This is a genomic window from Pseudomonas reidholzensis, assembly GCF_900536025.1.
Lineage (GTDB): Bacteria > Pseudomonadota > Gammaproteobacteria > Pseudomonadales > Pseudomonadaceae > Aquipseudomonas > Aquipseudomonas reidholzensis.
In genome coordinates this window covers 96235-117994 of record NZ_UNOZ01000035.1, presented here as the reverse complement: position 1 = coordinate 117994, position 21760 = coordinate 96235, and the positions used below count along the sequence as shown (strand labels likewise).

The following is a 21760-nucleotide window of genomic DNA, read 5'->3' as shown; positions in this document are numbered from 1 at the left end:
CTGGGCTGGGCCGGGTTTCGAGTTGACTTTCAGGTCCGTTTTTTCAGGCCCCTGGCAGCTGCCCAGGCGACCCAGTCACTGGAACATGAACAAGGTCTCGTTGCTGAACTGCGCCTCGAACTGATTGGCCGGCATCGGCCGGCCGAACAGGTAACCCTGGACCTCGTCACAGCCGTGCTCGCGGAGGAACTCAAGCTGTTCGTGGGTCTCGACGCCCTCGGCGATCACCGCCAGGTTGAGGCTGTGAGCCATGGCGATGATGGCGCGGGCGATCTGCGCATCCTGTTCGCCTTCGGGCAGGCCGTCGACGAAGGTACGGTCGATCTTCAGCACGTCGATCGGGAACTGCTTGAGGTAGTTGAGCGATGAGTAGCCGGTGCCGAAGTCGTCGACCGCGATGCTCAGGCCGAGGTTCTTCAGGCTGTCGAGGATCTGCATGGCCTCGTTGACCTCGCGCATCAGGATACTCTCGGTCAGTTCCAGCTCCAGGCACGCCGGCGGCAGGCCGGTCTCTTCGAGGATGGTGGCGATCCGCGTGCCCAGCTGGCCATCGGAGAACTGCCGCGCCGAGATGTTCACCGAAACCTTGGGCACGCGTACCTTGGCCTGGTGCCAGGCCTTGAGCTGACGGCTGGCCTCGCGCAGCACCCAGTCACCGACATCGACCACCAGGCCGAGCTCTTCGATCACCGGGATGAAGTCGCCCGGCGGCACCAGGCCGCGCCGCGGATGGCGCCAGCGCAGCAGCGCTTCGGCGCCGGTCAGGCGCTTGCCGTCGCCGCTGAACTGCGGTTGGTAGTAGAGGATGAACTCGTTCTGCTCGAGGGCGTGACGCAGGTCGCTCTCCAGCTCCAGGCGCTCCAGGGCGCTGGCGTTCATCTCGGTCTGGTAGAACTGGAAGTTGTTCTTGCCGCGCTCCTTGGCGTGGTACATCGCCGTGTCGGCGTTCTTCATCAACTGGCTGAGTTCGCTGCCGTCCTGCGGGCTGAGGGCGATGCCGATACTGGCGGTGACGAAGAACTCGCGGTTTTCCAGGACGAACGGCCGCACCAGGCTCGCGAGGATGCTTTCGGCCACATGAATGGCGCGGTTCAGCGCCAGCTCGCGGCTGGCCCGCGGTTGCAGCAGCAGGGTGAACTCGTCGCCGCCCATGCGCGCCACTGTGTCGTCGTCATCGACGCAGTCCAGCAGGCGCTGGGCCATGTCCTTGAGCATGCGGTCGCCCGCCGCATGACCGAGCGAGTCGTTGATCGGCTTGAAGCGGTCGAGGTCGAGGAACATCAGCACCACCCACGACTTCTGCCGTTCCGCCTGCTGCAGGGCGGTGTACAGGCGGTCCTGGAACAAGGTGCGGTTGGGCAGGTGGGTCAGGGCATCATAGTAGGCCAGGCGGTGGATCCGCTGTTCGCTGGCCTTGCGCTCGCTGATGTCGGTGAAGAAACACACGTAGCTGGCCAGGTCGCCTTCGTCGTCGAGCACTGCGGTGATACCGACCCAGGCCGGGTAGTGCTCGCCGTCGCGGCGCTTGAGCCAGACTTCACCTTCCCAGCTGCCGCGCTGGTGCAATTGCTTGAGCACATAGCGCAGGTGCGCGTCCTGCTGCTCTTCGACGGTGAGCATGCCGGGCAACTGGTCGAGCACTTCATTGACCGCGTAGCCGCTGACCCGGCTGAAGGCTTCGTTGGCCTGGACGATGTAACCGGCCGGGTCGGTGATGAGGATCGCCGAGGTCGAGTGCTCGAACACCGTCGCGGCCATGCGCAGGTCTTTTTCTGCGCGGCGTTGCTGGCTGATGTCGCGGCCCACGCCGAGTACGCCTTCGAAGCGCTCGTGCTCGTCCCAGACCAGCACCAGGCGCAGTTCGATGGGGATCTTGCGGCCATCGGCGCGCAGGCAGTCGAACAGGAACAGCTGGGTCGGCAGCTGGCTGCGCAGTTGCGCCAGCTGTTCGCGGTCGCCGAGCACCTTGCTGACGCGGTCCATCAGGCTGTAGACGCCGGTCAACTGGCTCGGGTTGGCGACGATCGATTGCCAGCCATGTTCGAAGATCCACTCGGCCTGGTAGCCGAGTACCGCCAGCACCGAGGGGCTGACGTAATTGAGCTGCAACTGGCTGTCGGTGGAGAAGATCACGTCGCTGATGCTCTCGGCGAGCATGCGGTAGCGCTGCTCGCTGTCGCGCAACGACTCGCTGGCCTCGATCTGCACCGTGACGTCCTTGCCGACGCCGATGATCCGCGTGACCTGGCCTTCAGCGTCGCGGGTCAGCACCTGTTCGCGGATCTCGTAGCAGCGCCAGCGGCCGTCACGGTGGCGGAAGCGCAGCTGGCAGTGCAGCGCCTGGCTGTGGCCGCTGTCGCGCTGGAGCTGGCGCAGGTCGCGGTAATGCGCGGCGTCCTCGGGGTGCAGCAGCAGCTCCCAGAAGCGATCGCCCATCTGTGCCAGTTCTGCCCGGTCGTAGCCCAGGGTCTGGCCGAGGTGGCGGTTGCTGAAGATCATCCGTTGGCTGGCGACGTCCTGCACATACAACTGGTCGGGCACGGTTCGGACCACGTCCGACCAGAAGCTCTCGCGCTCGAGCAGCGACAACTCGACCTGCTTGCGGCTGGTGATGTCGCTGATGCTCAGGATCACCGCCTGGTAGTCGCGGCGCTGCAGCGGCAGGCGCGCCATCAGCCACAGGTGCAGTTCACCGCCCAGCGGCGCCGGCAGGCGCACTTCCAGTTCGAGCAGCGTGCGTTGTTCGATCAGGGCGTCGATCAACTGCATGCCGACACTCTCGCGGCCATGCCCGGTGCCTTCGATCAGGCGCTGCCAGGCGCCTTCGTTGGACTGCACGTTGAGCAGCTGGCGGGCGACCTGATTGATCTCGGTAATTTTCAGTTCCTGCAGCAGCGAGCGGCGCAGGTTAGGGTCCAGCGCCAGGCTCTGCTTGAGGGCAGCATGGTTGCGCAGGTGATAGCGGTCGAGCTGGCCGGGCAGGCTCGACAGGTCGAGCACGCACAGGGCAACGCCGGTGCCCTCGAAGATTTCCTGGTAGCGCCGGCGGTCTTCCTGCAGCGCGCGGTGACGGCGGCGCATGTTGATCAGCGCGAGGACCGGCAGCAGCGCGCAGATCAGCACCAGCAGGCACTTGCCGATCAGGGCCGGCAGCAGCTGTTGGCGGGCCTGGCCGGCATCGTACAGGCCGCGCAACTGCCAGGGGCTGTTGTCGATGAAGGCGAGCATCACGCTGTGCAGCGGCTCGTCACTCACGGCCACCGGCCCGTGGCGTTCCAGGACCGCGCCGCTGCGGCTGTTTTCCAGCAGCCAGAGCGGATGGCCGGGGCTGTCCAGGTGCACGGTGAGCGCCTGGTAGTAGTCGCTGGACAGGCGCAGCAGCCAATAGCCGCGGCCTTGTTCGCTGGGTTGGCGCAACAGCAGGTAGACCAGGCTGTTGTCGGCGGCGTTGGCGAAGAAGTAGCCGTTGCCCTGGTTGAGTTGCAACAACTCGTCAATCAACTGGCGGTCGGGGCTGCCGTCGAGGCTGTCGCCCAGCACCTGCCCCTGGCTGTCTAGCCAGGCGATGTGACGCAGGCCAGGCAGGCGCGCCTGCAAGTGGGCGAGCAGCGAAGGCAGGGCTTCGGGCGTCGGCACTTTGACGTAGGGCTGGACCAGGTTCAGCGCCTGCTGGGCCTTGAGCGCCATGTTCAGGTTGAGGTGGTCGGCAAGTTCGGCACTGGCCACCACGCTGTGCTGGCGCAGGTCGGCCTGGGTATGGCGGAACTGGGCGAACAGCTGCCACACCAGCAAACCCAGCAAAACCAGCGCAAGCAAGGCCAGCGCGCCCTTCAGAGAGCCGCGCAGGGAGGCGGATCCCGAAGTGGGAGCGGGGCGCAACGCGGGCAGTTGGTTGAGATTGGTCAAGCGTCGGTCCTGCAATTGGGCGGCGATGGCAGGGGTGGAACATGCATGGGCCGTGCCTGTGCCTGGGACGGCGCGCACTATAAGGCTGGACACACGAAGCCGGCTAGCATGCCTGCAAATATGGCGAAGTGCCAGCGCCGCTTGCCGCGACCGGGTGTCTTGCCCGTCGGGTGCGGTTCGGCAAGCCCCTGCAACCTGTGCGAGAATGCGCGCCGCTTCACTGTCAACGCTTCTGGAGATGTACGGTTTGGTTACCCACTATTCCACCAATGGCCTCGATTCCGCCTGCGGGCGCAGCAGTCAGACCCTGGTCAGCACTGCCGTGACCGATGACGTATCCTGCAAGTCCTGCCAGCGTTCGCTGGTCAAGCCGGACGCTGCCCCCGTGCGCAAGAGCCCATCGCTGGCCGAGCTGCGCAAGTCGGCGAAGGCCGCCGCCGCGCCTGTGGTTGCTACTGCTACTGCGCCTGTCGCCAAGCCGGCCGTGAAGGCTGTGCACACGCCTGCGCCAAGCGCGGCTGTCACCACCCAGCCGGCGGCCAATCCTGCGCCTGCCACTGGCTACAATGCCAAGGCCGCCTGGGCCGCGCGCCTGGCCGAGCAGGCCGGCCAGAGCCGCCTGCCGCGTGGCAAGAAGGCCAGACAGCAGCACGTTTGAACCTGTCATACCGCCGACCGGCATCGATCCGGTCGGCCATCCGGCCATCTGTATAACGCCACGACTTGGCGTAGAATGGTCGACTTTGTTCAATAACACCCCGTAAACACATCCCCCTGGCATCAGCCAGGTCGTACGTCGATGTCTTTACCTATCTGATAGAGGGCTTGGTTTTGGCTCAATACGTCTACACCATGCATCGGCTGAGCAAGGTCGTGCCGCCGAAGCGGGAAATCCTGAAGAACATTTCCTTGTCGTTCTTCCCTGGCGCCAAAATCGGCGTGCTCGGCCTCAACGGCTCGGGCAAGTCGACCTTGCTGAAAATCATGGCCGGCGTCGACAAAGAGTTCGACGGCGAAGCCCGGCCGATGCCGGAGCTGAATGTCGGCTACCTGCCGCAGGAACCGCAGCTGGACCCGACCAAGACCGTGCGTGAAGTGGTCGAGGAAGCGGTCAGCGTGATCAAGGACGCCCAGGCCCGCCTGGACGAGGTCTACGCCGCCTACGCCGAGCCGGATGCCGACTTCGACAAGCTGGCCGCCGAACAGGCCAAGCTCGAGTCGATCCTGCAGGCCTCTGACGGCCACAACCTCGAGCGTCAGCTGGAAGTCGCCGCCGACGCCCTGCGCCTGCCGGCCTGGGACGCCAAGGTCGAGCACCTGTCGGGTGGCGAGAAGCGCCGCGTGGCACTGTGCCGCCTGCTGCTGTCGGCCCCCGACATGCTCCTGCTGGACGAACCGACCAACCACCTGGATGCTGATTCGGTGGCCTGGCTGGAGCGCTTCCTGCACGACTTCCCGGGCACCGTGGTAGCGATTACCCACGACCGTTACTTCCTCGACAACGTCGCCGGCTGGATCCTCGAGCTGGACCGCGGCGCCGGTATTCCGTACGAAGGTAACTATTCGGGCTGGCTGGAAGCCAAGTCCGATCGTCTGGCGCAAGAGTCCAAGCAGCAGAGCGCCCACGAGAAGGCCATGAAGGAAGAGCTGGAGTGGGTGCGCAAAGGCGCCAAGGCCCGCCAGTCCAAGTCCAAGGCCCGTCTGGCGCGCTTCGAGGAAATGCAGTCGCAGGAATTCCAGAAGCGCAGCGAGACCAACGAGATCTACATCCCGGCCGGTCCGCGCCTGGGCGACAAGGTCATCGAGTTCAAGAACGTCAGCAAGAGCTACGGCGACCGCGTGTTGATCGAGAACCTCTCGTTCGCCATGCCCAAAGGCGCCATCGTCGGCGTGATCGGCGGTAACGGTGCCGGTAAGTCGACCCTGTTCCGCATGCTGATGGGCAAGGAACAGCCGGATTCGGGCAGCATCGAAATCGGTGAAACCGTGCAGCTGGCCTGCGTCGACCAGAGCCGCGAAGACCTCGACGGCGGCAAGTCGGTGTTCCAGCAGATCTCCGACGGCTCCGACCAGATCCGCATCGGCAACTACGAGATCCCGGCGCGCACCTATGTCGGCCGCTTCAACTTCAAGGGCGGCGACCAGCAGAAGTTCGTCAAGGACCTCTCCGGTGGTGAGCGTGGCCGTCTGCACCTGGCCCTGACCCTGAAGGAGGGCGGCAACGTCCTGCTGCTCGACGAACCGTCCAACGACCTCGACGTCGAAACCCTGCGTTCGCTGGAGGAAGCCCTGCTGGACTTCCCGGGCGCCGCTATCGTGATTTCTCACGATCGGTGGTTCCTGGACCGTGTGGCCACGCACATCCTGGCCTACGAGGACGACTCGAACGTGCTGTTCTTCGAGGGCAACTACACCGAGTACGAAGCCGACCGCAAGAAGCGTCTCGGCGACGCCGCTGCCCAGCCGCATCGGGTACGCCACAAGAAGCTGGCGCAGTAACACGCGCCGCTAGCTGCACAAAAATGGGGCCCTTCGGGGCCCCATTTTTGTGCCTGCTGATTCAATGGTTCCTGCGGATACCTGGCTAAAGTTGTATACACTTATATAAAACGCACCAAATAATTTCAAAAAAACGACATTTCGCCCTGTTCCAGTGCGAGCGGTTCTTGATAGAGTCGGAAAAAAACCAATAAGTCCAATCCTCTCTTGGTGAGATGTCCATGATCGAATCTGTCGACGATTTCCTCGCGCGTCTGAAGCAACGCGACCCTGTCCAACCAGAATTCCACCAGGCGGTGGAAGAGGTGCTGCGCAGCCTCTGGCCGTTCCTCGAAGCCAACCCGCATTACCTGCAAGCCGGCATCCTCGAGCGTATCGTCGAGCCCGAACGCGCCATCCTGTTCCGCGTCTCCTGGGTCGATGACCAGGGCAAGGTGCAGGTCAACCGCGGCTACCGCATTCAGATGAACAGCGCCATCGGCCCGTACAAGGGCGGCCTGCGCTTCCACCGCTCGGTCAACCTCAGCGTGCTGAAGTTCCTCGCCTTCGAGCAGACCTTCAAGAACTCCCTGACCTCGTTGCCCATGGGCGGCGGCAAGGGTGGTTCGGACTTCGATCCGAAGGGCAAGAGCGACGCCGAAGTCATGCGTTTCTGCCAGGCCTTCATGAGCGAGCTGTACCGCCACATCGGTGCCGACCTCGACGTTCCGGCCGGTGACATCGGCGTCGGCGCGCGTGAGATCGGCTTCATGTTCGGCCAGTACAAGCGCCTGGCCAACCAGTTCACCTCGGTGCTGACCGGCAAGGGCATGAACTACGGCGGCAGCCTGATCCGTCCGGAAGCCACCGGCTATGGCTGCGTGTACTTCGCTGAAGAGATGCTCAAGCGCAAGGGCCTGCGTATCGACGGTCGTCGCGTGGCCATCTCCGGTTCCGGCAACGTCGCCCAGTACGCGGCACGCAAGGTCATGGACCTTGGCGGCAAGGTCATCTCGCTGTCCGACTCCGAGGGCACGCTGTTCTGCGAAGCCGGCCTGAGCGACGCGCAGTGGGATGCGCTGATGGAGCTGAAAAACGTCAAGCGCGGCCGCATCAGCGAGCTGGCCGAGCAGTTTGGCCTGGAGTTCCGCAAGGGCCAGACGCCATGGACCCTGGCCTGCGACATCGCCCTGCCGTGCGCCACGCAAAACGAACTGAACGCCGAAGACGCCCACACCCTGCTGCGCAATGGCTGTGTGTGTGTCGCCGAAGGCGCGAACATGCCGACCACCCTCGACGCGGTGGATATCTTCATCGAAGCGGGCATCCTCTACGCGCCGGGCAAGGCCTCCAACGCCGGTGGCGTTGCGGTCAGCGGCCTGGAGATGTCGCAGAACGCCATGCGCCTGCTGTGGACGGCCGGTGAAGTGGACAGCAAGCTGCACAACATCATGCAGTCTATCCACCATGCCTGCGTGCACTACGGCGAACAGGCCGACGGCTCCGTCAACTACGTCAACGGCGCAAACATCGCCGGCTTCGTCAAGGTGGCTGATGCCATGCTGGCGCAGGGCGTGGTCTAAGCTTCAGCCTTCCTCGTAGGCCGTTGCCTGTCGTCGCTAGTTGCGGCGATAGGCGCGGGCTGCATCGCGGTCCTTTTCATGTTCCCAGTCGCGGTCGCGCTCGTTCCAGTAGCGCTCGCGGTATTGGCGCTGGTCCTGGTTGGACTGCATCGCCTGGCATTGGCGAAAGCCATCGTCCCAGCCGGTTTCGTACTGACGTTCCTTGAGGTAACGCGGGACGTTCTTGTGGAAGTTGCCGACCATCAGCCCCGCAGCCTGGCGGCCACTGCCGCAGCCATCCTGAAATCCATCGGCGTAGGCAGGTGGATAACCCTGTTCGAGCATCTGCTGATGCGCCGACTGACACCCGCCCAGCAGCAATGTTATCCACAACCCAAGCCAGTACCGCGACATATCCACAACCTCCACCTGTTAGACAAAGTCTAGGCGGTGGGTTGTTGCCGAGATGTCAAAACAATGTCTTGTTCCTGTGTGGTCTGTGCCTGCCTCAGTAGTGATACCACTTCAGCTCCAGCATCACCTCGTTCTGGGCCGTCGCCAGATGGCTGAATTCCCGTTTGGCACTCAGCCGCAGCCCCAGGTCCTGGCTGATCTCCCACTGCTGATTCAGGCTAACACTGCGGCGTACCTCGCCATTGGTGAAGTAGTCGCCCTTGGCCTCCAGTGTCATGTTGCCCAGGCCGTTACGCCACAGCAGCCCACTATTAAACCCCGCCGCCGGCGCGATGAACTGGGCGAAGTCATTGTGATGCTCGACCCGCACCGTGCCGAGAGCAAAGCCCAGCAGCCCATCGGCGAGCTGCCAGGTGCCACCGGCACCGCCGTTGACATGGCTCACCAGCACCTCGTCGTCATGCTTGCCCGGCACCCGCTCAAGCCCACCCGCCACCTGCCACGACAGCGGCTTGAGCAACTCGTTGCGCGGCGTCAGCGAGCGAATGGTCGCCAGGTCCAGGCGTTGCACTTGCCAGTCATTGCCTTCGTACTGGCGCAGCTTGAGCTGGAGGATCTCGATCTGTGCGCCAAGCGGGAAGCCATAGGCGTTGTCGTTGAGGTCGTGATAGGCCATGCGCAGGCCGTACTCGGCGTAGGCACGGTCCTCGCGCGTGCCCACACCGAGTTGCCAGGTGCGCGACTGGTGGCCGTTCTCGGGCAGCCCTGGGCGCTCGATGTCCAACGGCGGCGGCGGGTTGCGGTTGATCGCCCGCAGCAGCTCGAAGCTGCGCTTGGCCTGGGCCGGGTCGCGCACCTGGCCGTTGGCACGGTAGCGTTCGAGGCGGTAGGCAGCGTCCTGGACCAAGGCCTGGCGCTGGGCGGGCAGGGCGCCGAAGTCGGCGCTTTGCAGGTGCGCGGTGTCGGCACTGAGGGCCAGCACCTGTTGTTTCTCCTGATGGTCCAGCGCGTCGGCGCGGGCCAGCAGCTCGCGCTCGCGGGACGGCCGATAGCGTACGCCGGAGACCAGCCCCGACTGCTTGACGGCCTTGACCGTGTCGGTGGGGATCGCGGTCAGCGGAAACTGCGAGGTCAGGTCCTGCCCTGGCCGCGCCACCTGCAACAGCTCGAGCAGGCGGTAGGAGCAGTTTTCGTCGAAGAAGAAGTAATCGAACTGGACCTGCTTGAGCTCCCACACATGCTCGACCATGCGCCCGGTCTCTTGCGGCGTCAGGTCCAGCTGGTATTCCCACAGGTCGCGGTTTTCCAGGCTGCGGTATTCGGAGAGTTTTTCCTGGTAGGGCATCAGCGCAAACAGCCCGGGGTAACCGCCCATCAGGCCTTTCCAGGCGTACAGGATGCTGTTGTCGCTGCCTTCGATGTAGGCGCCGAAGTTGATCGCGTAGCTGAGCAACGTGGTGTCGTCATCGCGGGTCTTGGCCTGGTCGATACGCAGCAGGGTGTGACCGAACATCGACGACGGGCTGTTCAGGTAGGCCGCGGGAAAGATCAGCACCGCGCTGTGCGGGTCGACCGACTGGTACCACTGGCGGTATTCCTGGCAGTCCGGTTGCGGCAGGTCGGTGAGCCCGAGCTGTTCACTCAGCCAGCGGGTGCGCGCCGGGAACACGCACTGGGCATGCTTGTCGCCGAGGTTGGCCGGGGCGTACAGCGCCTGCACGGTGGCCGCCAGTTCGCGGTCTGGGTGGTGGCCGCCGTCCTCGGAGAGGAAGAATTTCGGATCATCGACATAGCTGCGCCAGCCGCCAAGCTTGCCGGTCTCGTAGTGACCGAGGGCGATCCAGTAGGGCGTCGCCGCCAGCTGTTGCAGGCGTGCGGAGTCGATGTGGGGCGCAGCATGAAGCTGGGCGCTGACCAACAGCGCCAGAAGGGCAAGGCGTTTGAGCATGTCGGGCAACTACGTCTGAATGATGCCGATAATGGAGTGCCAATCCCGCCCCGGCGTGGGGCGGGAAGGGCCGGACTCAAGCCTCGGTGGCGTACTTGGCCAGTTGCGGATCGCTCTTGAGCACCGCCAGGGTGTTGCTGTGCACGGTTTCGGCGGTGACATCGGCGCTGTTGAAGATCTCGCCGAAGTGCTGGTGGGTGACCGCGGCAAAGTGCGCGCGATCTTCAGGCGCTACGCCGAGGACCACGGCATAGGTGGTCAGGGCTTCGCCCTGGCCCTGGGCCATGTCTTCGGACAGCTCGTTCATCATGCCGTTCATGGCGAACCAGGACTTGCCGCCGTAGGTCAGCGAAGCCTTGGTCGAGCAGCCGTTGGTGCCGGAGGTCATGCCGAACGTGGCGTTACCGGAAGTGCCGTTGGTGGTGGAAGCCAGGAAGTGAGCAGGGGTGCCACGCTGGCCTTCGAACAGCATGTTGCCCCAACCGCAATTCGGACCGCCAGGCGCATCGGCCATGGCATTGATCGAGATCGCGGTGAACAGAGTACCCAGAAGAATCCGTTTCATAGCTTTGTTCTCTTTCTCAGTAGACGTACCAAGGGTCAGGGTTCTGGCAACGCCGTTGCCAGGTCGGGAAAGCACAGACGCCTACCCGCGCAAGGTTGGAGTTTAGGCATGATCCAAAGGTTGCGTGGCTTATTGCGAAAAATTGCATAGGCAATCGCCGTACGCTACTGCGACATAAAGTCCCGGTGAGCCTTGCAAGGCGTGCTCAGGGAGCGCAAGAATGCCTCCATCGCCCCGCCGAAGTAAGGAAACCCAATGCCCGATCCTGTCGCTGCGCGCCTGCGTCTTGCGCCTGAAGCCCTGACCCGGCGTTTTTCTCCTGAGCAGTTTGCCTTTACCCATACCGACGATCTGGAGCCGTTTCGCGGAGTCCTGGGCCAGGAACGCGCTGTCGAGGCCCTGCAGTTCGGCGTGGCCATGCCGCGCCCTGGCTACAACGTGTACGTCATGGGCGAGCCGGGCACCGGCCGCTTCTCCTTCGTCAAGCGCTACCTCAAGGCCGAGGGCAAGCGTCAGCAGACCCCGGCCGACTGGGTCTACGTCAATAATTTCGAAGACACCCGTGAGCCGCGTGCGCTGGAGCTGCCGTCGGGTACCGCCGCTGCGTTCATCACTGACATGGGCGGCCTGATCGACAACTTGCTGGCGACCTTCCCGGCGGTGTTCGAGCACCCGTCCTACCAGCAGAAGAAAGGCGCCATCGACCGTGCCTTCAACCAGCGCTACGACCGCGCCCTGGACATCATCGAGCGCGCCTCGCTGGAAAAGGACGTGGCCCTGTACCGCGATGCCAGCAACGTCGCCTTTACCCCGATGAGCGACGGCAAGGCGCTGGATGAGGCCGAGTTCGCGCAGTTGCCGGAAGAGGTTCGCGAGCGCTTCCACGAGGATATTTCCTACCTCGAAGAGCGCCTCAACGAAGAACTCGCCAGCCTGCCGCAGTGGAAGCGTGAGTCCAACAACCAGCTGCGTCAGCTCAACGAAGAGACCATCACCCTGGCCCTGCAGCCGCTGCTGGCGCCGCTGTCGGAAAAGTACGCGGAAAACGCGGCGGTCTGCGCCTATCTGCAGTCCGTGCAGCTGAACCTGCTGCGCACCGTGGTCGAGCAACTGGTCGACGACAGCAAGACCGACGCCGTGGCGCGCAAGATGCTCGAAGAGCAATACGCCCCGAGCCTGGTGGTCGGCCATCACACCAGCGGCGGCGCGCCGGTGGTGTTCGAGCCGCACCCGACCTACGACAACCTGTTCGGCCGCATCGAATACAGCACCGACCAGGGCGCGCTGTACACCTCCTACCAGCAGATGCGCCCTGGCGCGCTGCACCGGGCCAACGGCGGCTTCCTGATCCTTGAAGCCGAGAAGATGCTTGGCGAACCCTTCGTCTGGGACGGCCTCAAGCGCGCATTGCAGTCGCGCAAGCTGAAGATGGAGTCGCCCCTGGGCGAGCTCGGCCGCGTGGCCACCGTCAGCCTCACGCCACAGATGATCCCGCTCAACGTCAAACTGGTGATCATTGGCTCGCGCCAGCTGTACTACGCGCTGCAGGACCACGATTCGGACTTCCAGGAGATGTTCCGGGTGCTGGTCGACTTCGACGAAGACATGCCCATGCTCGACGAGAACCTCGAGCAGTTCGCCCAGTTGCTGCGCACCCGCACCAACGAAGAGGGCATGGCGCCGCTGACCAGCGACGCGGTGGCGCGCCTGGCCACCTACAGCGCCCGCCTGGCGGAGAACCAGTCGCGCCTGTCGGCGCGTATCGGTGACCTGTTCCAGTTGGTCAGCGAGGCCGATTTCATCCGCCAGCTGGCCAACGAAGCGATGACCGACGCCGGCCACATCGAACGTGCCCTCAAGGCCAAGGCCACGCGCACGGGCCGTGTCTCGCAGCGGGTTCTCGACGACATGCTCGCCGGGATCATCCTGATCGACACCGAGGGCGCGGCGATCGGCAAGTGCAACGGCCTGACCGTGCTCGAAGTGGGCGACTCGGCGTTCGGCATGCCCGCGCGAATCTCCGCCACGGTCTACCCGGGCGGCAGCGGTATCGTCGACATCGAGCGAGAGGTCAACCTCGGCCAGCCGATCCACTCCAAAGGCGTGATGATCCTTACCGGCTACCTCGGCAGCCGCTATGCGCAGGAATTCCCCCTGGCGATTTCCGCGAGCATCGCCCTCGAGCAGTCCTACGGCTACGTCGACGGCGACAGTGCCTCGCTGGGTGAGGCCTGCACGCTGATCTCGGCGCTGTCGCGCACGCCCCTCAAGCAGTGCTTCGCGATCACCGGTTCGATCAACCAGTTTGGCGAGGTGCAGGCAGTCGGCGGGGTCAACGAGAAGATCGAGGGCTTCTTCCGTCTCTGCGAGGCGCGTGGCCTGACCGGCGAGCAAGGGGTGATCATCCCGCGGGCCAACGTCGCCACGCTGATGCTCGACGAGCGTGTGCTGCAGGCGGTCGAGGCGGGGCAGTTCAATGTCTATGCCGTGAGCCAGGCAGACGAGGCGTTGAGCCTGCTGGTCGGCGCCGACGCCGGCACGCCGGACGAGAATGGCGAATTCCCTGAGGGTAGCGTCAATGCACGGGTGGTCGAGCGCCTTAGCGAGATCGCCGAAATGATCAGCGAAGACGACATCAAGGACGCCGAAAAAGAGCGGCTGGAGGAAATGATCGCCCAGGCCAAGCCGGCCTGAGTCAATAAATCGGCGCTAGCGGCCATGTGCTACCGTTCAGCGCCGGTTTTCCATCTTTTTCCTTTGATCCTCTATGCTGGAACTTAAGGATCGCTACAGCGTTCAGGATGGAAACAGCCTGCTGAATTCGGGCTGAACTGGGCTTTTCAGAGGGGACGCCACCATGCGCAACCTCAGCCTCACCCGCCAGTGCCTGGGCCTGGTGACCCGCATCGAATGCAGCATCCGTCCGCTGGCTGGCGACAATGGCATGTGGACGTTGTTGTTTGCCGCCGGCATGGCGGGCGAACAACCCTCGGCGATCAAGGCGCAGGGGCCGTTCCATGGCCCGCTGGTCGCGGAGTCGGTGCTCAACGCCATCGTTGATAGCCTGACCTTGCATGGCTATCAGGTGTCCGAAGACCCGCAGATCTGGTGCCTGCACCTGCAGGGCCAGTTGCGCAAGATCAACGGCGAACGCTGTCGCAACCTGGGGGATTATCAGTTCCATCCTGAAACCTGATTCGTCTGCCGGGGCCGTGCTGCGGCCCCGACGATTTCGCCGGGGATGACTGCGGCAAACCACCGCAGGCTTTTGCTGTCACAGGTGGCTGGCTATACTCGCGCACGCTTTCCGCTCACCTGACGAGTCTCTATCCTCCATGGAACGTATCCTCGAAAACGCGATGTACGCCTCGCGTTGGTTGCTTGCCCCTATTTATTTCGGTCTGTCGCTCGGCCTGCTGGCACTGGCCCTGAAGTTTTTCCAGGAAGTGTTCCACGTCCTGCCCAACGTCTTCGCCCTCAGTGAAGCCGACCTGATCCTGGTGATCCTGTCGCTGATCGACATGTCGCTGGTGGGCGGCCTGCTGGTCATGGTGATGATCTCCGGCTACGAGAACTTCGTCTCGCAACTGGACATCGATGACAGCAAGGAGAAGCTCAGCTGGCTGGGCAAGATGGACTCGACCTCGCTGAAGATGAAGGTCGCGGCCTCCATTGTGGCGATCTCCTCGATCCACCTGCTGCGGGTGTTCATGGACGCGCAGAACATCTCCACCGACAAGTTGATGTGGTACGTGATCATCCACATGACCTTCGTCATCTCGGCGTTCGTCATGGGCTATCTGGACAAGCTCACCAAGCATTGATGGCCTCGGCCTGCTGCGCCCTCAACCGCCCGTCCGTTGCAAAACGGACGGGCGGTTGCGTTTAAACCTTGTGCTTTTGTTGCCGCTGTACGAAAGATGAACAGTCACACGTGGTTCCACTAGCGAGGTGCTTTCATGAACCTGCATGAACTGAACGGTGAGGCCAGGGCAGGCCATGTCGATGAGGTCAACCTCATCGGAATCGAAGGCGGCGATTATCTACTCGAGGCCCGGGTCAACGGGCGTCCCCACCCCTTGGCCGACAACCGCGGCGAGCGCTTGCGGGTACGCTCGGTCGAGCACGCACGGCAGTTGCTGCAGCCGGTGCCATTGCTGTCGATGAACCTGATCCATTGGTCGGTCCAGGACGAAATGTGCGGCATGGGCAACCACCCGGAAGAAGACCTGAAGATGCCTATCTCGCCGCGCTCCGCCTGGTAGCTGATCTGCTGCGCCGCAGTGTGCTAGGCTGCTCGCCCTTTTGATCAAGGGCGCGGCTTCACTGCGCCCTGCAGCGGAGCACGTTAATGTCCGAACTCATTCTGTCCACCGACGAAACCCGCGTCAGCTACGGCATCGGCCGCCAACTGGGCGGCCAACTGCGCGACAACCCGCCACCGGGCGTGAGCCTGGAAGCGATCCTGGCTGGCCTGACCGACGCCTTCAACGGCGCCGAAAGCCGCGTCAGCGAGGCTGACCTGTCGGCTGCGTTCAAGACCATCCGTGACATCATGCAGGCCGAAGCGGCCGCCAAGGCTGAAGTCGCTGCTGCTGTCGGCGTCGAGTTCCTGGCTGAAAACGCCAAGCGCGAAGGCATCACCACCCTGGCCTCGGGCCTGCAGTTCGAAGTGCTGACCGCCGGTGACGGCGCCAAGCCGACCGCTGAAGACAACGTGCGTACCCACTACCACGGCACCCTGATCGACGGCACCGTGTTCGACAGCTCCTACGACCGTGGCCAGCCGGCTGAATTCCCGGTAGGCGGCGTCATCGCTGGCTGGACCGAAGCCCTGCAGCTGATGAACGCTGGCAGCAAATGGCGCCTGTACGTGCCGAGCGAGCTGGCTTACGGCGCCCAAGGCGTTGGTAGCATCCCGCCGCACAGCGTCCTGGTGTTCGACGTCGAGCTGCTCGACGTTCTGTAAGGCCTGTGCCCTCCAGCGAGGGGCAACGTCGCACTGCGACTTGCCCCTCGCTGGTGTTCAGTTCCAGTCTGTCCCCCCTGGGCGCAACGCCCGTGCATAGCAGAACAGAAACAAATTCCGCACCAGCTCCTTGAGCACCACCGGCTCGCTCGAATTCAGCCCGTTGAGGTCCAGGTCGCCCTGGTCGCGCAGTTCATCCAGCGCCTCTTGCTCGAGCACGGCGCAGACTTCGCCCGTCTCGCGGTGGAGGATTCTGAGGTAGGGGTGTGGCCGGTCCAGCCAGGCGTCGATCAGATAAGTCATGGCAATTCTCCTTGGAGAGCAATTTCCAATGAGAATAATTCTTATTATCAAAATAGCAAGAAACTATTGGCGTTTTGTCGGCGTTTTTTCGCGAACGGCCCTGCGATCCTGTTGCAGGATCTGTCGGGGCCACCCAGGGCAGCCCCGTGAAAACGCGGGTCAGACCTTGCGCACGAACTCGGACTTGAGCTTCATCGCGCCGATGCCGTCGATCTTGCAATCGATGTCGTGGTCGCCATCGCACAGGCGGATGTTCTTGACCTTGGTGCCGACCTTGACCACCAGCGACGAGCCCTTGACCTTGAGGTCCTTGATCACGGTCACGGTGTCACCATCCTGCAGGACATTACCGACCGAATCTTTCTTCACCACGTCATCGCTGGCGGCGTCGGCTTCGCCGTTGGCCGACCACTCGTGGGCGCACTCCGGGCAGATCAGCTGAGCGCCATCTTCGTAGGTGTATTCGGAGTTGCATTGGGGGCAGGGTGGCAAGGTGCTCACGGGGGTTCCTTAAACAGACGGACGGTAAAGACCCATATTGTATAAGGTTTTGTCTGGGAAGTGTTTTGTCCGCACAAAAGCTTCGCGGGTAAACCCGCTCCCACAGGGATTGTGCGAGCCTCGAAGGCAGCGCTGATCCTGTGGGAGCGGGTTTACCCGCGAAGAGGGTGACGCGATCTTAGTGGGTACGGGCTACCGCGAACTCGCTGAGCTCGACCAGTGCATCCCGGTACTCGCTGGCCGGCAGCACTTCCAGGCAGGCGATGGCGCGGGCGACATAGTCGCGGGCCATCTGCGCGGTGTAGTCCAGGGCGCCAGAGGCTTCCACGGCAGCGCGGATCTGCTCGAGGTCTTCGAGGCCGCCTTTCTGGATCGCTTTACGCACCAGTGCGGCTTGCTCCGGGGAGCCTTCGCGCATGGTGTAGATCAGCGGCAGGGTCGGCTTGCCCTCGGCCAGGTCGTCGCCGACGTTCTTGCCCAGGGTCTGCGAGTCGCCCTTGTAGTCGAGCAGGTCGTCGACCAGCTGGAAGGCCACGCCGAGGTGGTCGCCAAAGGTGCGCAGGGCCTCGCGCTGGGCGTCACTGGCACCGGCCAGGGCCGCGGCGCTGTGGGTCGAGGCCTCGAACAGCATCGCGGTCTTGCCGCGGATGACTTCCATGTAGACCTCTTCGCTGGTGCTGGCGTCGCGTACCCGCGACAACTGCAGCACTTCACCCTCGGCGATCACTCGGGTGGCCTTGGAGAGGATCTGCATGACCGGCATCGAGCCCAGTTCGACCATCATTTCGAACGAGCGCGAATACAGGAAGTCGCCGACCAGCACGCTGGGCGCATTGCCCCACAGGGCGTTGGCGGTGGAGCGGCCGCGGCGCATGCCCGACATGTCGACCACGTCGTCGTGCAGCAGGGTGGCGGTGTGCAGGAACTCGATGGTCGCGGCCAGCAGGCGCAGGTCATCGCCTTCACGGCCCAAGGCCTTGCCGCAGAGCAGCACCAGCAGCGGGCGCAGGCGCTTGCCACCGGCCGAAGTGATATAGTCGCCGATCTTCGATACCAGCGGCACGCGCGAGGTCAGCTGCTTCTTGATGATCTCGTCGACGGCGCTGAAATCATCAGCTACCGCGCGGTAGAAGGTTTGGGGTTGCATCGGCTGCTCCATTGGGGTTGCGCGGCATGCTAGGTCGCGGGTCCCGGTGTGTCAAGGCGCGGTGCCAGCGGGCCGGGGTCGGGGCTTGCAAGGCTTTGGTGGGTTGCGTACAATCGCGCACCCTAACTTTCCTGGGCAGCACCTGCCTTACGCAATTGCACCGGGCCGTTCCAGCCTTGTGCAGCCATGCCAGCCAATACTCATCATATAAAGAGCTGGGTGAGCAGGATTATCGGAGAAATACCATGTCTTACGCAGTAATCGTTACCGGCGGCAAGCAGTACAAAGTCGCTGAAGGTGAATACCTCAAGATCGAAAAACTGGAAATCGCCACTGGCGAATCCGTGACCTTCGATCGCGTCCTGCTGGTTGCCAATGGCGACGAAGTTACCATCGGTGCTCCAGTTGTTGCTGGCGCTACTGTCGTTGCTGAAGTCATTTCGCAAGGCCGTCACGACAAGGTTCGCATCATCAAGTTCCGTCGTCGTAAGCACCACATGAAGCGTATGGGCCACCGCCAGTGGTTCACCGAGATCAAAATCACCGGCATCCAGGCTTAATTTCCTAGATCCCCTGAATTTATTGGAGAATTGAACCATGGCTCACAAGAAGGCTGGTGGTAGTACTCGTAACGGTCGCGACTCAGAATCGAAACGCCTTGGCGTGAAGATGTATGGCGGCCAGGTCATCAAGGCCGGCAACATCATCGTCCGCCAGCGCGGCACCCAGTTCCACGCCGGCTACGGCGTTGGCATGGGCAAAGATCACACCCTCTTCGCCAAAATCGAAGGCGTGATCAAGTTCGAGAAGAAAGGCGAGTTCAACCGCCGTTACGTGAGCGTCGTCGCGGGCTAATCGCGCTGTCGCTGGAGAAGCCCCGTCATGCGACGGGGCTTTTTCGTTTGTGGTGAGCCTCTTGCAAAGCTGTTTGTCTGGGCTGCCGGCGTTGGTCTCTGCGTCTCGGGGTCGCCGCGCTCATTTTTGCAAGAGCCTCATGTTTTTGAGTCAATTCAACTCGTCCTGTGACGAGAGGCGGTTTTTATGAAGTTTGTTGACGAAGTATCGATCCGGGTCAAAGCCGGTGACGGCGGTAACGGTTGCATGAGCTTCCGCCGCGAGAAATTCATCGAGAACGGCGGCCCCAACGGCGGCGACGGTGGTGACGGTGGTTCGGTGTACATGGTTGCCGACGAAAACCTCAATACCCTGGTCGACTACCGCTACACCCGTCACTTCGATGGCCAGCGCGGCGCCAACGGTGGCAGCACCGACTGCACCGGCAAGAAGGGTGAAGACCTGGTCCTGCGCGTGCCGGTCGGCACCACGGTGATCGACGCGACCACCCAGGAAATCATCGGCGACCTGATCGCCCCTGGCCAAAAGCTGATGGTCGCCCAAGGCGGCTGGCACGGCCTGGGCAACACCCGCTTCAAGTCCAGCACCAACCGTGCGCCGCGCCAGACCACCCCAGGCAAACCGGGTGATCAGCGTGACCTGAAGCTGGAGATGAAAGTCCTCGCCGACGTCGGCCTGCTCGGCCTGCCGAACGCTGGCAAGAGCACCTTTATCCGTTCGGTCTCGGCTGCCAAGCCGAAAGTCGCCGACTACCCGTTCACCACCCTGGTGCCAAACCTGGGTGTGGTCAGCGTCGACCGCTGGAAGAGCTTTGTCATCGCCGACATTCCCGGCCTGATCGAAGGCGCTTCCGACGGTGCCGGCCTGGGCATCCGCTTCCTCAAGCACTTGGCCCGTACGCGCATCCTGTTGCACCTGGTCGACCTGGCGCCGCTGGACGAAAGCAGCGCGGCCGATGCCGCTGAAGTGATCGTCAACGAGCTGACCCGCTTCAGCCCGTCGCTGGCCGAGCGCGAGCGTTGGCTGGTGCTGAACAAGTCGGACATGATCATGGACGACGAGCGTGACGAGCGGGTCAAGGAAGTGGTCGAGCGCCTGCAGTGGGAAGGTCCGGTCTACGTGATCTCGGCCATCTCCAAGCAGGGCACCGAGGCCCTCAGCCGCGACATCATGCGCTACCTCGAAGACCGCGCCGACCGCCTGGCTGCCGACCCGGCCTTCGCCGAAGAGCTGGCCGACCTCGACCGCCGTATCGAAGACGAGGCGCGTGCCCAGCTGCAGGCCCTGGACGATGCCCGCACCCTGCGCCGCACTGGCGTCAAGAGCGTGCACGACATCGGCGACGATGACGACGCCTGGGACGATGATTTCGAGGACGACGAAGACGGCCCGGAAATCATTTACGTGCGCGACTGACCGGTTGCAGTACACTAAACGCCGCTCTCAGGAGCGGCGTTTTGGTATCTACGAATCGACATGGGTTGGGTGAAGATGCGAAGCAAGGTGACGGGCGCGAAGCGCTGGGTCGTGAAGATCGGCAGCGCCCTGCTGACCGCGGATGGCAAGGGCCTGGACCGCGGTGCCATGGGTGTTTGGGTCGAGCAGATGGTGGCCTTGCGCGAAGCGGGCGTTGAACTGGTACTGGTCTCCTCCGGGGCCGTGGCCGCGGGCATGAGCCAGCTTGGCTGGACCAAGCGACCGAGTGCCATGAACGAGCTGCAGGCGGCCGCCTCGCTGGGCCAGATGCGCCTGGTGCAGGCCTGGGAGTCGAGTTTCGGCGAGCACGGCAAGCACACCGCGCAGATCCTCCTGACCCACGACGACCTGTCCGACCGCAAGCGTTACCTCAATGCCCGCAGCACCCTGCGCACCCTGGTCGACCTGGGTGTGGTGCCGGTGATCAACGAGAACGACACGGTGGTCACCGACGAGATCCGCTTCGGCGACAACGACACCCTCGCGGCCCTCGTCGCCAACCTGGTCGAAGCCGACCTGCTGGTGATCCTCACCGACCGCGACGGCATGTTCGACGCCGACCCGCGCAACAACCCCGATGCGCAGCTGATCTTCGAAGCCCGTGCCGATGACCCGGCGCTCGACGCCGTGGCCGGCAGTACCGGCGGTGCGCTGGGCCGTGGCGGCATGCAGACCAAGCTGCGCGCCGCGCGCCTGGCAGCGCGTTCTGGCGCGCACACGATCATCGTCGGTGGGCGCATCGAGCGCGTGCTCGACCGGCTCAAGGCCGGCGAGCGCCTGGGCACCTTGCTGTCGCCGGAGCGCGGCATGCTCGCCGCGCGCAAGCAGTGGCTGGCCGGGCACCTGCAGACCCGCGGCACCCTGGTCCTCGACGCCGGTGCCGTACAGGCACTGCGCGCCGCCAACAAGAGCCTGTTGCCGGTCGGCGTGAAGACCGTGCAGGGCAGCTTCCGGCGTGGCGAGATGGTCGTCTGCGTCGGCCCTGATGGCCAGGAAGTCGCCCGTGGCCTGGCCAACTACAGCGCCCTGGAGGCGCAGAAGATCATCGGTCAGCCGTCCGACGCCATCGAGAGCCTGCTGGGTTACAGTGCCGAGCCGGAGCTGGTGCACCGTGACAACCTGGTTCTGGTCTGAGGACATGCACATGCTGAAAAGGCTGTTTGCCGTGGCGGCATTGCTGCTGCCGATGGTTGCCGGGGCCGAAGAGGTTGGCCAGGTCTCGACCGTATTCAAGTTCGTCGGGCCGAACGACCGGATCGTGGTCGAGGCATTCGATGACCCCAAGGTCGAGGGCGTGACCTGCTACCTGTCGCGGGCCAAGACTGGCGGCTTGAAAGGCGGATTGGGGCTGGCCGAGGATCGCGCCGAAGCGTCGATCGCTTGCCGTCAGGTCGGGCCGATCAACTTCAAGGGTGAGCTCAAGGATGGCGAGGAGGTGTTCAAGGAGCGCACCTCGCTGGTGTTCAAGACCATGCAGGTGGTGCGCTTCCTCGACAAGAAGCGCAATACCCTGGTGTACCTGGTGTACAGCGACCGGTTGATCGAAGGCAGCCCGCAGAATGCGGTGACGGCGATTCCGATCGTGCCGTGGGCTCAGTGATACCGGGTTGACCTGTGGGAGGCCTTCGGCCTCCAT

Annotated in this window: 20 protein-coding genes; 13 read left to right on the top strand and 7 right to left on the bottom strand. The window is 63.5% G+C overall.

The window, feature by feature from the left end; translation table 11 throughout:
* Window positions 1–75: 75 nt before the first annotated feature.
* The gene (locus CCOS865_RS24935; protein WP_119145882.1) at window positions 76–3906 is read right to left on the bottom strand and encodes a sensor domain-containing protein; all 3831 of its coding nucleotides are present in this window, start codon (window positions 3904–3906) and stop codon (window positions 76–78) included.
* Between the two features lie 247 nt (window positions 3907–4153).
* Between CCOS865_RS24935 and CCOS865_RS24930 the strand changes: the two genes are divergently transcribed.
* The 3 genes from CCOS865_RS24930 (at window position 4154) to gdhA (ending at window position 7967) form a co-directional block, all read left to right on the top strand.
* Complete coding sequence (locus tag CCOS865_RS24930; protein ID WP_119145981.1) at window positions 4154–4564, top strand: hypothetical protein; 411 nt, start codon at window positions 4154–4156, stop codon at window positions 4562–4564.
* Between the two features lie 173 nt (window positions 4565–4737).
* Window positions 4738–6405, top strand: coding sequence for an energy-dependent translational throttle protein EttA (gene ettA, locus CCOS865_RS24925; RefSeq protein WP_119145880.1), 1668 nt, complete (start codon window positions 4738–4740; stop codon window positions 6403–6405).
* Window positions 6406–6626: 221 nt separating this feature from the next.
* Complete coding sequence (gdhA, locus tag CCOS865_RS24920) at window positions 6627–7967, top strand: NADP-specific glutamate dehydrogenase (protein WP_119145878.1); 1341 nt, start codon at window positions 6627–6629, stop codon at window positions 7965–7967.
* Window positions 7968–8003: 36 nt separating this feature from the next.
* Here gdhA and CCOS865_RS24915 read toward each other — a convergent pair whose 3' ends face one another.
* From CCOS865_RS24915 to CCOS865_RS24905, 3 genes are all read right to left on the bottom strand, one after another.
* Window positions 8004–8360: a hypothetical protein gene (locus CCOS865_RS24915; RefSeq protein WP_119145876.1), complete on the bottom strand. Its 357-nt coding sequence runs from the start codon at window positions 8358–8360 to the stop codon at window positions 8004–8006.
* A 94-nt stretch (window positions 8361–8454) separates the two neighbouring features.
* Window positions 8455–10308, bottom strand: a complete 1854-nt coding sequence (locus CCOS865_RS24910; protein WP_119145874.1) for an Lnb N-terminal periplasmic domain-containing protein — start codon at window positions 10306–10308, stop codon at window positions 8455–8457.
* 76 nt (window positions 10309–10384) lie between these two features.
* On the bottom strand, window positions 10385–10873 hold the full coding sequence (locus CCOS865_RS24905; protein WP_119145872.1) for a DUF3015 domain-containing protein: 489 nt from the start codon (window positions 10871–10873) through the stop codon (window positions 10385–10387).
* Between the two features lie 255 nt (window positions 10874–11128).
* On the opposite strand from CCOS865_RS24905, the gene CCOS865_RS24900 reads away from it, so the two are divergent.
* The 5 genes from CCOS865_RS24900 to bamJ all read left to right on the top strand — a co-directional run bounded on the left by CCOS865_RS24900 (window position 11129) and on the right by bamJ (window position 15842).
* Complete coding sequence (locus CCOS865_RS24900) at window positions 11129–13567, top strand: Lon protease family protein (RefSeq protein WP_119145870.1); 2439 nt, start codon at window positions 11129–11131, stop codon at window positions 13565–13567.
* Between the two features lie 163 nt (window positions 13568–13730).
* Window positions 13731–14069, top strand: a complete 339-nt coding sequence (locus CCOS865_RS24895) for a PA4575 family protein (RefSeq protein ID WP_119145868.1) — start codon at window positions 13731–13733, stop codon at window positions 14067–14069.
* Between the two features lie 139 nt (window positions 14070–14208).
* Complete coding sequence (locus CCOS865_RS24890) at window positions 14209–14697, top strand: TIGR00645 family protein (protein WP_119145866.1); 489 nt, start codon at window positions 14209–14211, stop codon at window positions 14695–14697.
* A 135-nt stretch (window positions 14698–14832) separates the two neighbouring features.
* A complete protein-coding gene (locus tag CCOS865_RS24885) occupies window positions 14833–15138 on the top strand; it encodes a DUF6482 family protein (RefSeq protein ID WP_119145864.1) in 306 nt (101 codons plus the stop codon).
* Window positions 15139–15224: 86 nt separating this feature from the next.
* Window positions 15225–15842 carry a BamJ family beta-barrel-assembly machinery protein gene (bamJ, locus tag CCOS865_RS24880; protein WP_119145862.1) on the top strand — a complete coding sequence of 206 codons (618 nt, stop codon included), beginning with the start codon at window positions 15225–15227 and terminating at the stop codon, window positions 15840–15842.
* Window positions 15843–15899: 57 nt separating this feature from the next.
* Here bamJ and CCOS865_RS24875 read toward each other — a convergent pair whose 3' ends face one another.
* From CCOS865_RS24875 to CCOS865_RS24865, 3 genes are all read right to left on the bottom strand, one after another.
* Window positions 15900–16145, bottom strand: a complete 246-nt coding sequence (locus tag CCOS865_RS24875) for a PA4570 family protein (RefSeq protein ID WP_119145860.1) — start codon at window positions 16143–16145, stop codon at window positions 15900–15902.
* A gap of 159 nt (window positions 16146–16304) precedes the next feature.
* Entirely contained in the window at window positions 16305–16646 is a 342-nt protein-coding gene (locus tag CCOS865_RS24870; RefSeq protein WP_119145858.1) for a zinc ribbon domain-containing protein YjdM, read from the bottom strand.
* Between the two features lie 178 nt (window positions 16647–16824).
* Window positions 16825–17793, bottom strand: coding sequence for a polyprenyl synthetase family protein (locus tag CCOS865_RS24865; protein WP_119145856.1), 969 nt, complete (start codon window positions 17791–17793; stop codon window positions 16825–16827).
* A gap of 245 nt (window positions 17794–18038) precedes the next feature.
* Here CCOS865_RS24865 and rplU point away from each other — a divergent pair, with 245 nt between their 5' ends.
* From rplU to CCOS865_RS24840, 5 genes are all read left to right on the top strand, one after another.
* On the top strand, window positions 18039–18353 hold the full coding sequence (gene rplU / locus CCOS865_RS24860; RefSeq protein ID WP_119145854.1) for a 50S ribosomal protein L21: 315 nt from the start codon (window positions 18039–18041) through the stop codon (window positions 18351–18353).
* A 37-nt stretch (window positions 18354–18390) separates the two neighbouring features.
* Window positions 18391–18648 carry a 50S ribosomal protein L27 gene (gene rpmA / locus CCOS865_RS24855; RefSeq protein ID WP_101316402.1) on the top strand — a complete coding sequence of 86 codons (258 nt, stop codon included), beginning with the start codon at window positions 18391–18393 and terminating at the stop codon, window positions 18646–18648.
* 186 nt (window positions 18649–18834) lie between these two features.
* Window positions 18835–20064, top strand: a complete 1230-nt coding sequence (cgtA, locus tag CCOS865_RS24850) for an Obg family GTPase CgtA (protein ID WP_119145852.1) — start codon at window positions 18835–18837, stop codon at window positions 20062–20064.
* A gap of 75 nt (window positions 20065–20139) precedes the next feature.
* Complete coding sequence (proB, locus tag CCOS865_RS24845; protein WP_119145979.1) at window positions 20140–21258, top strand: glutamate 5-kinase; 1119 nt, start codon at window positions 20140–20142, stop codon at window positions 21256–21258.
* A 10-nt stretch (window positions 21259–21268) separates the two neighbouring features.
* Window positions 21269–21724, top strand: a complete 456-nt coding sequence (locus tag CCOS865_RS24840; RefSeq protein WP_415842607.1) for a CreA family protein — start codon at window positions 21269–21271, stop codon at window positions 21722–21724.
* Window positions 21725–21760 lie beyond the last annotated feature (36 nt).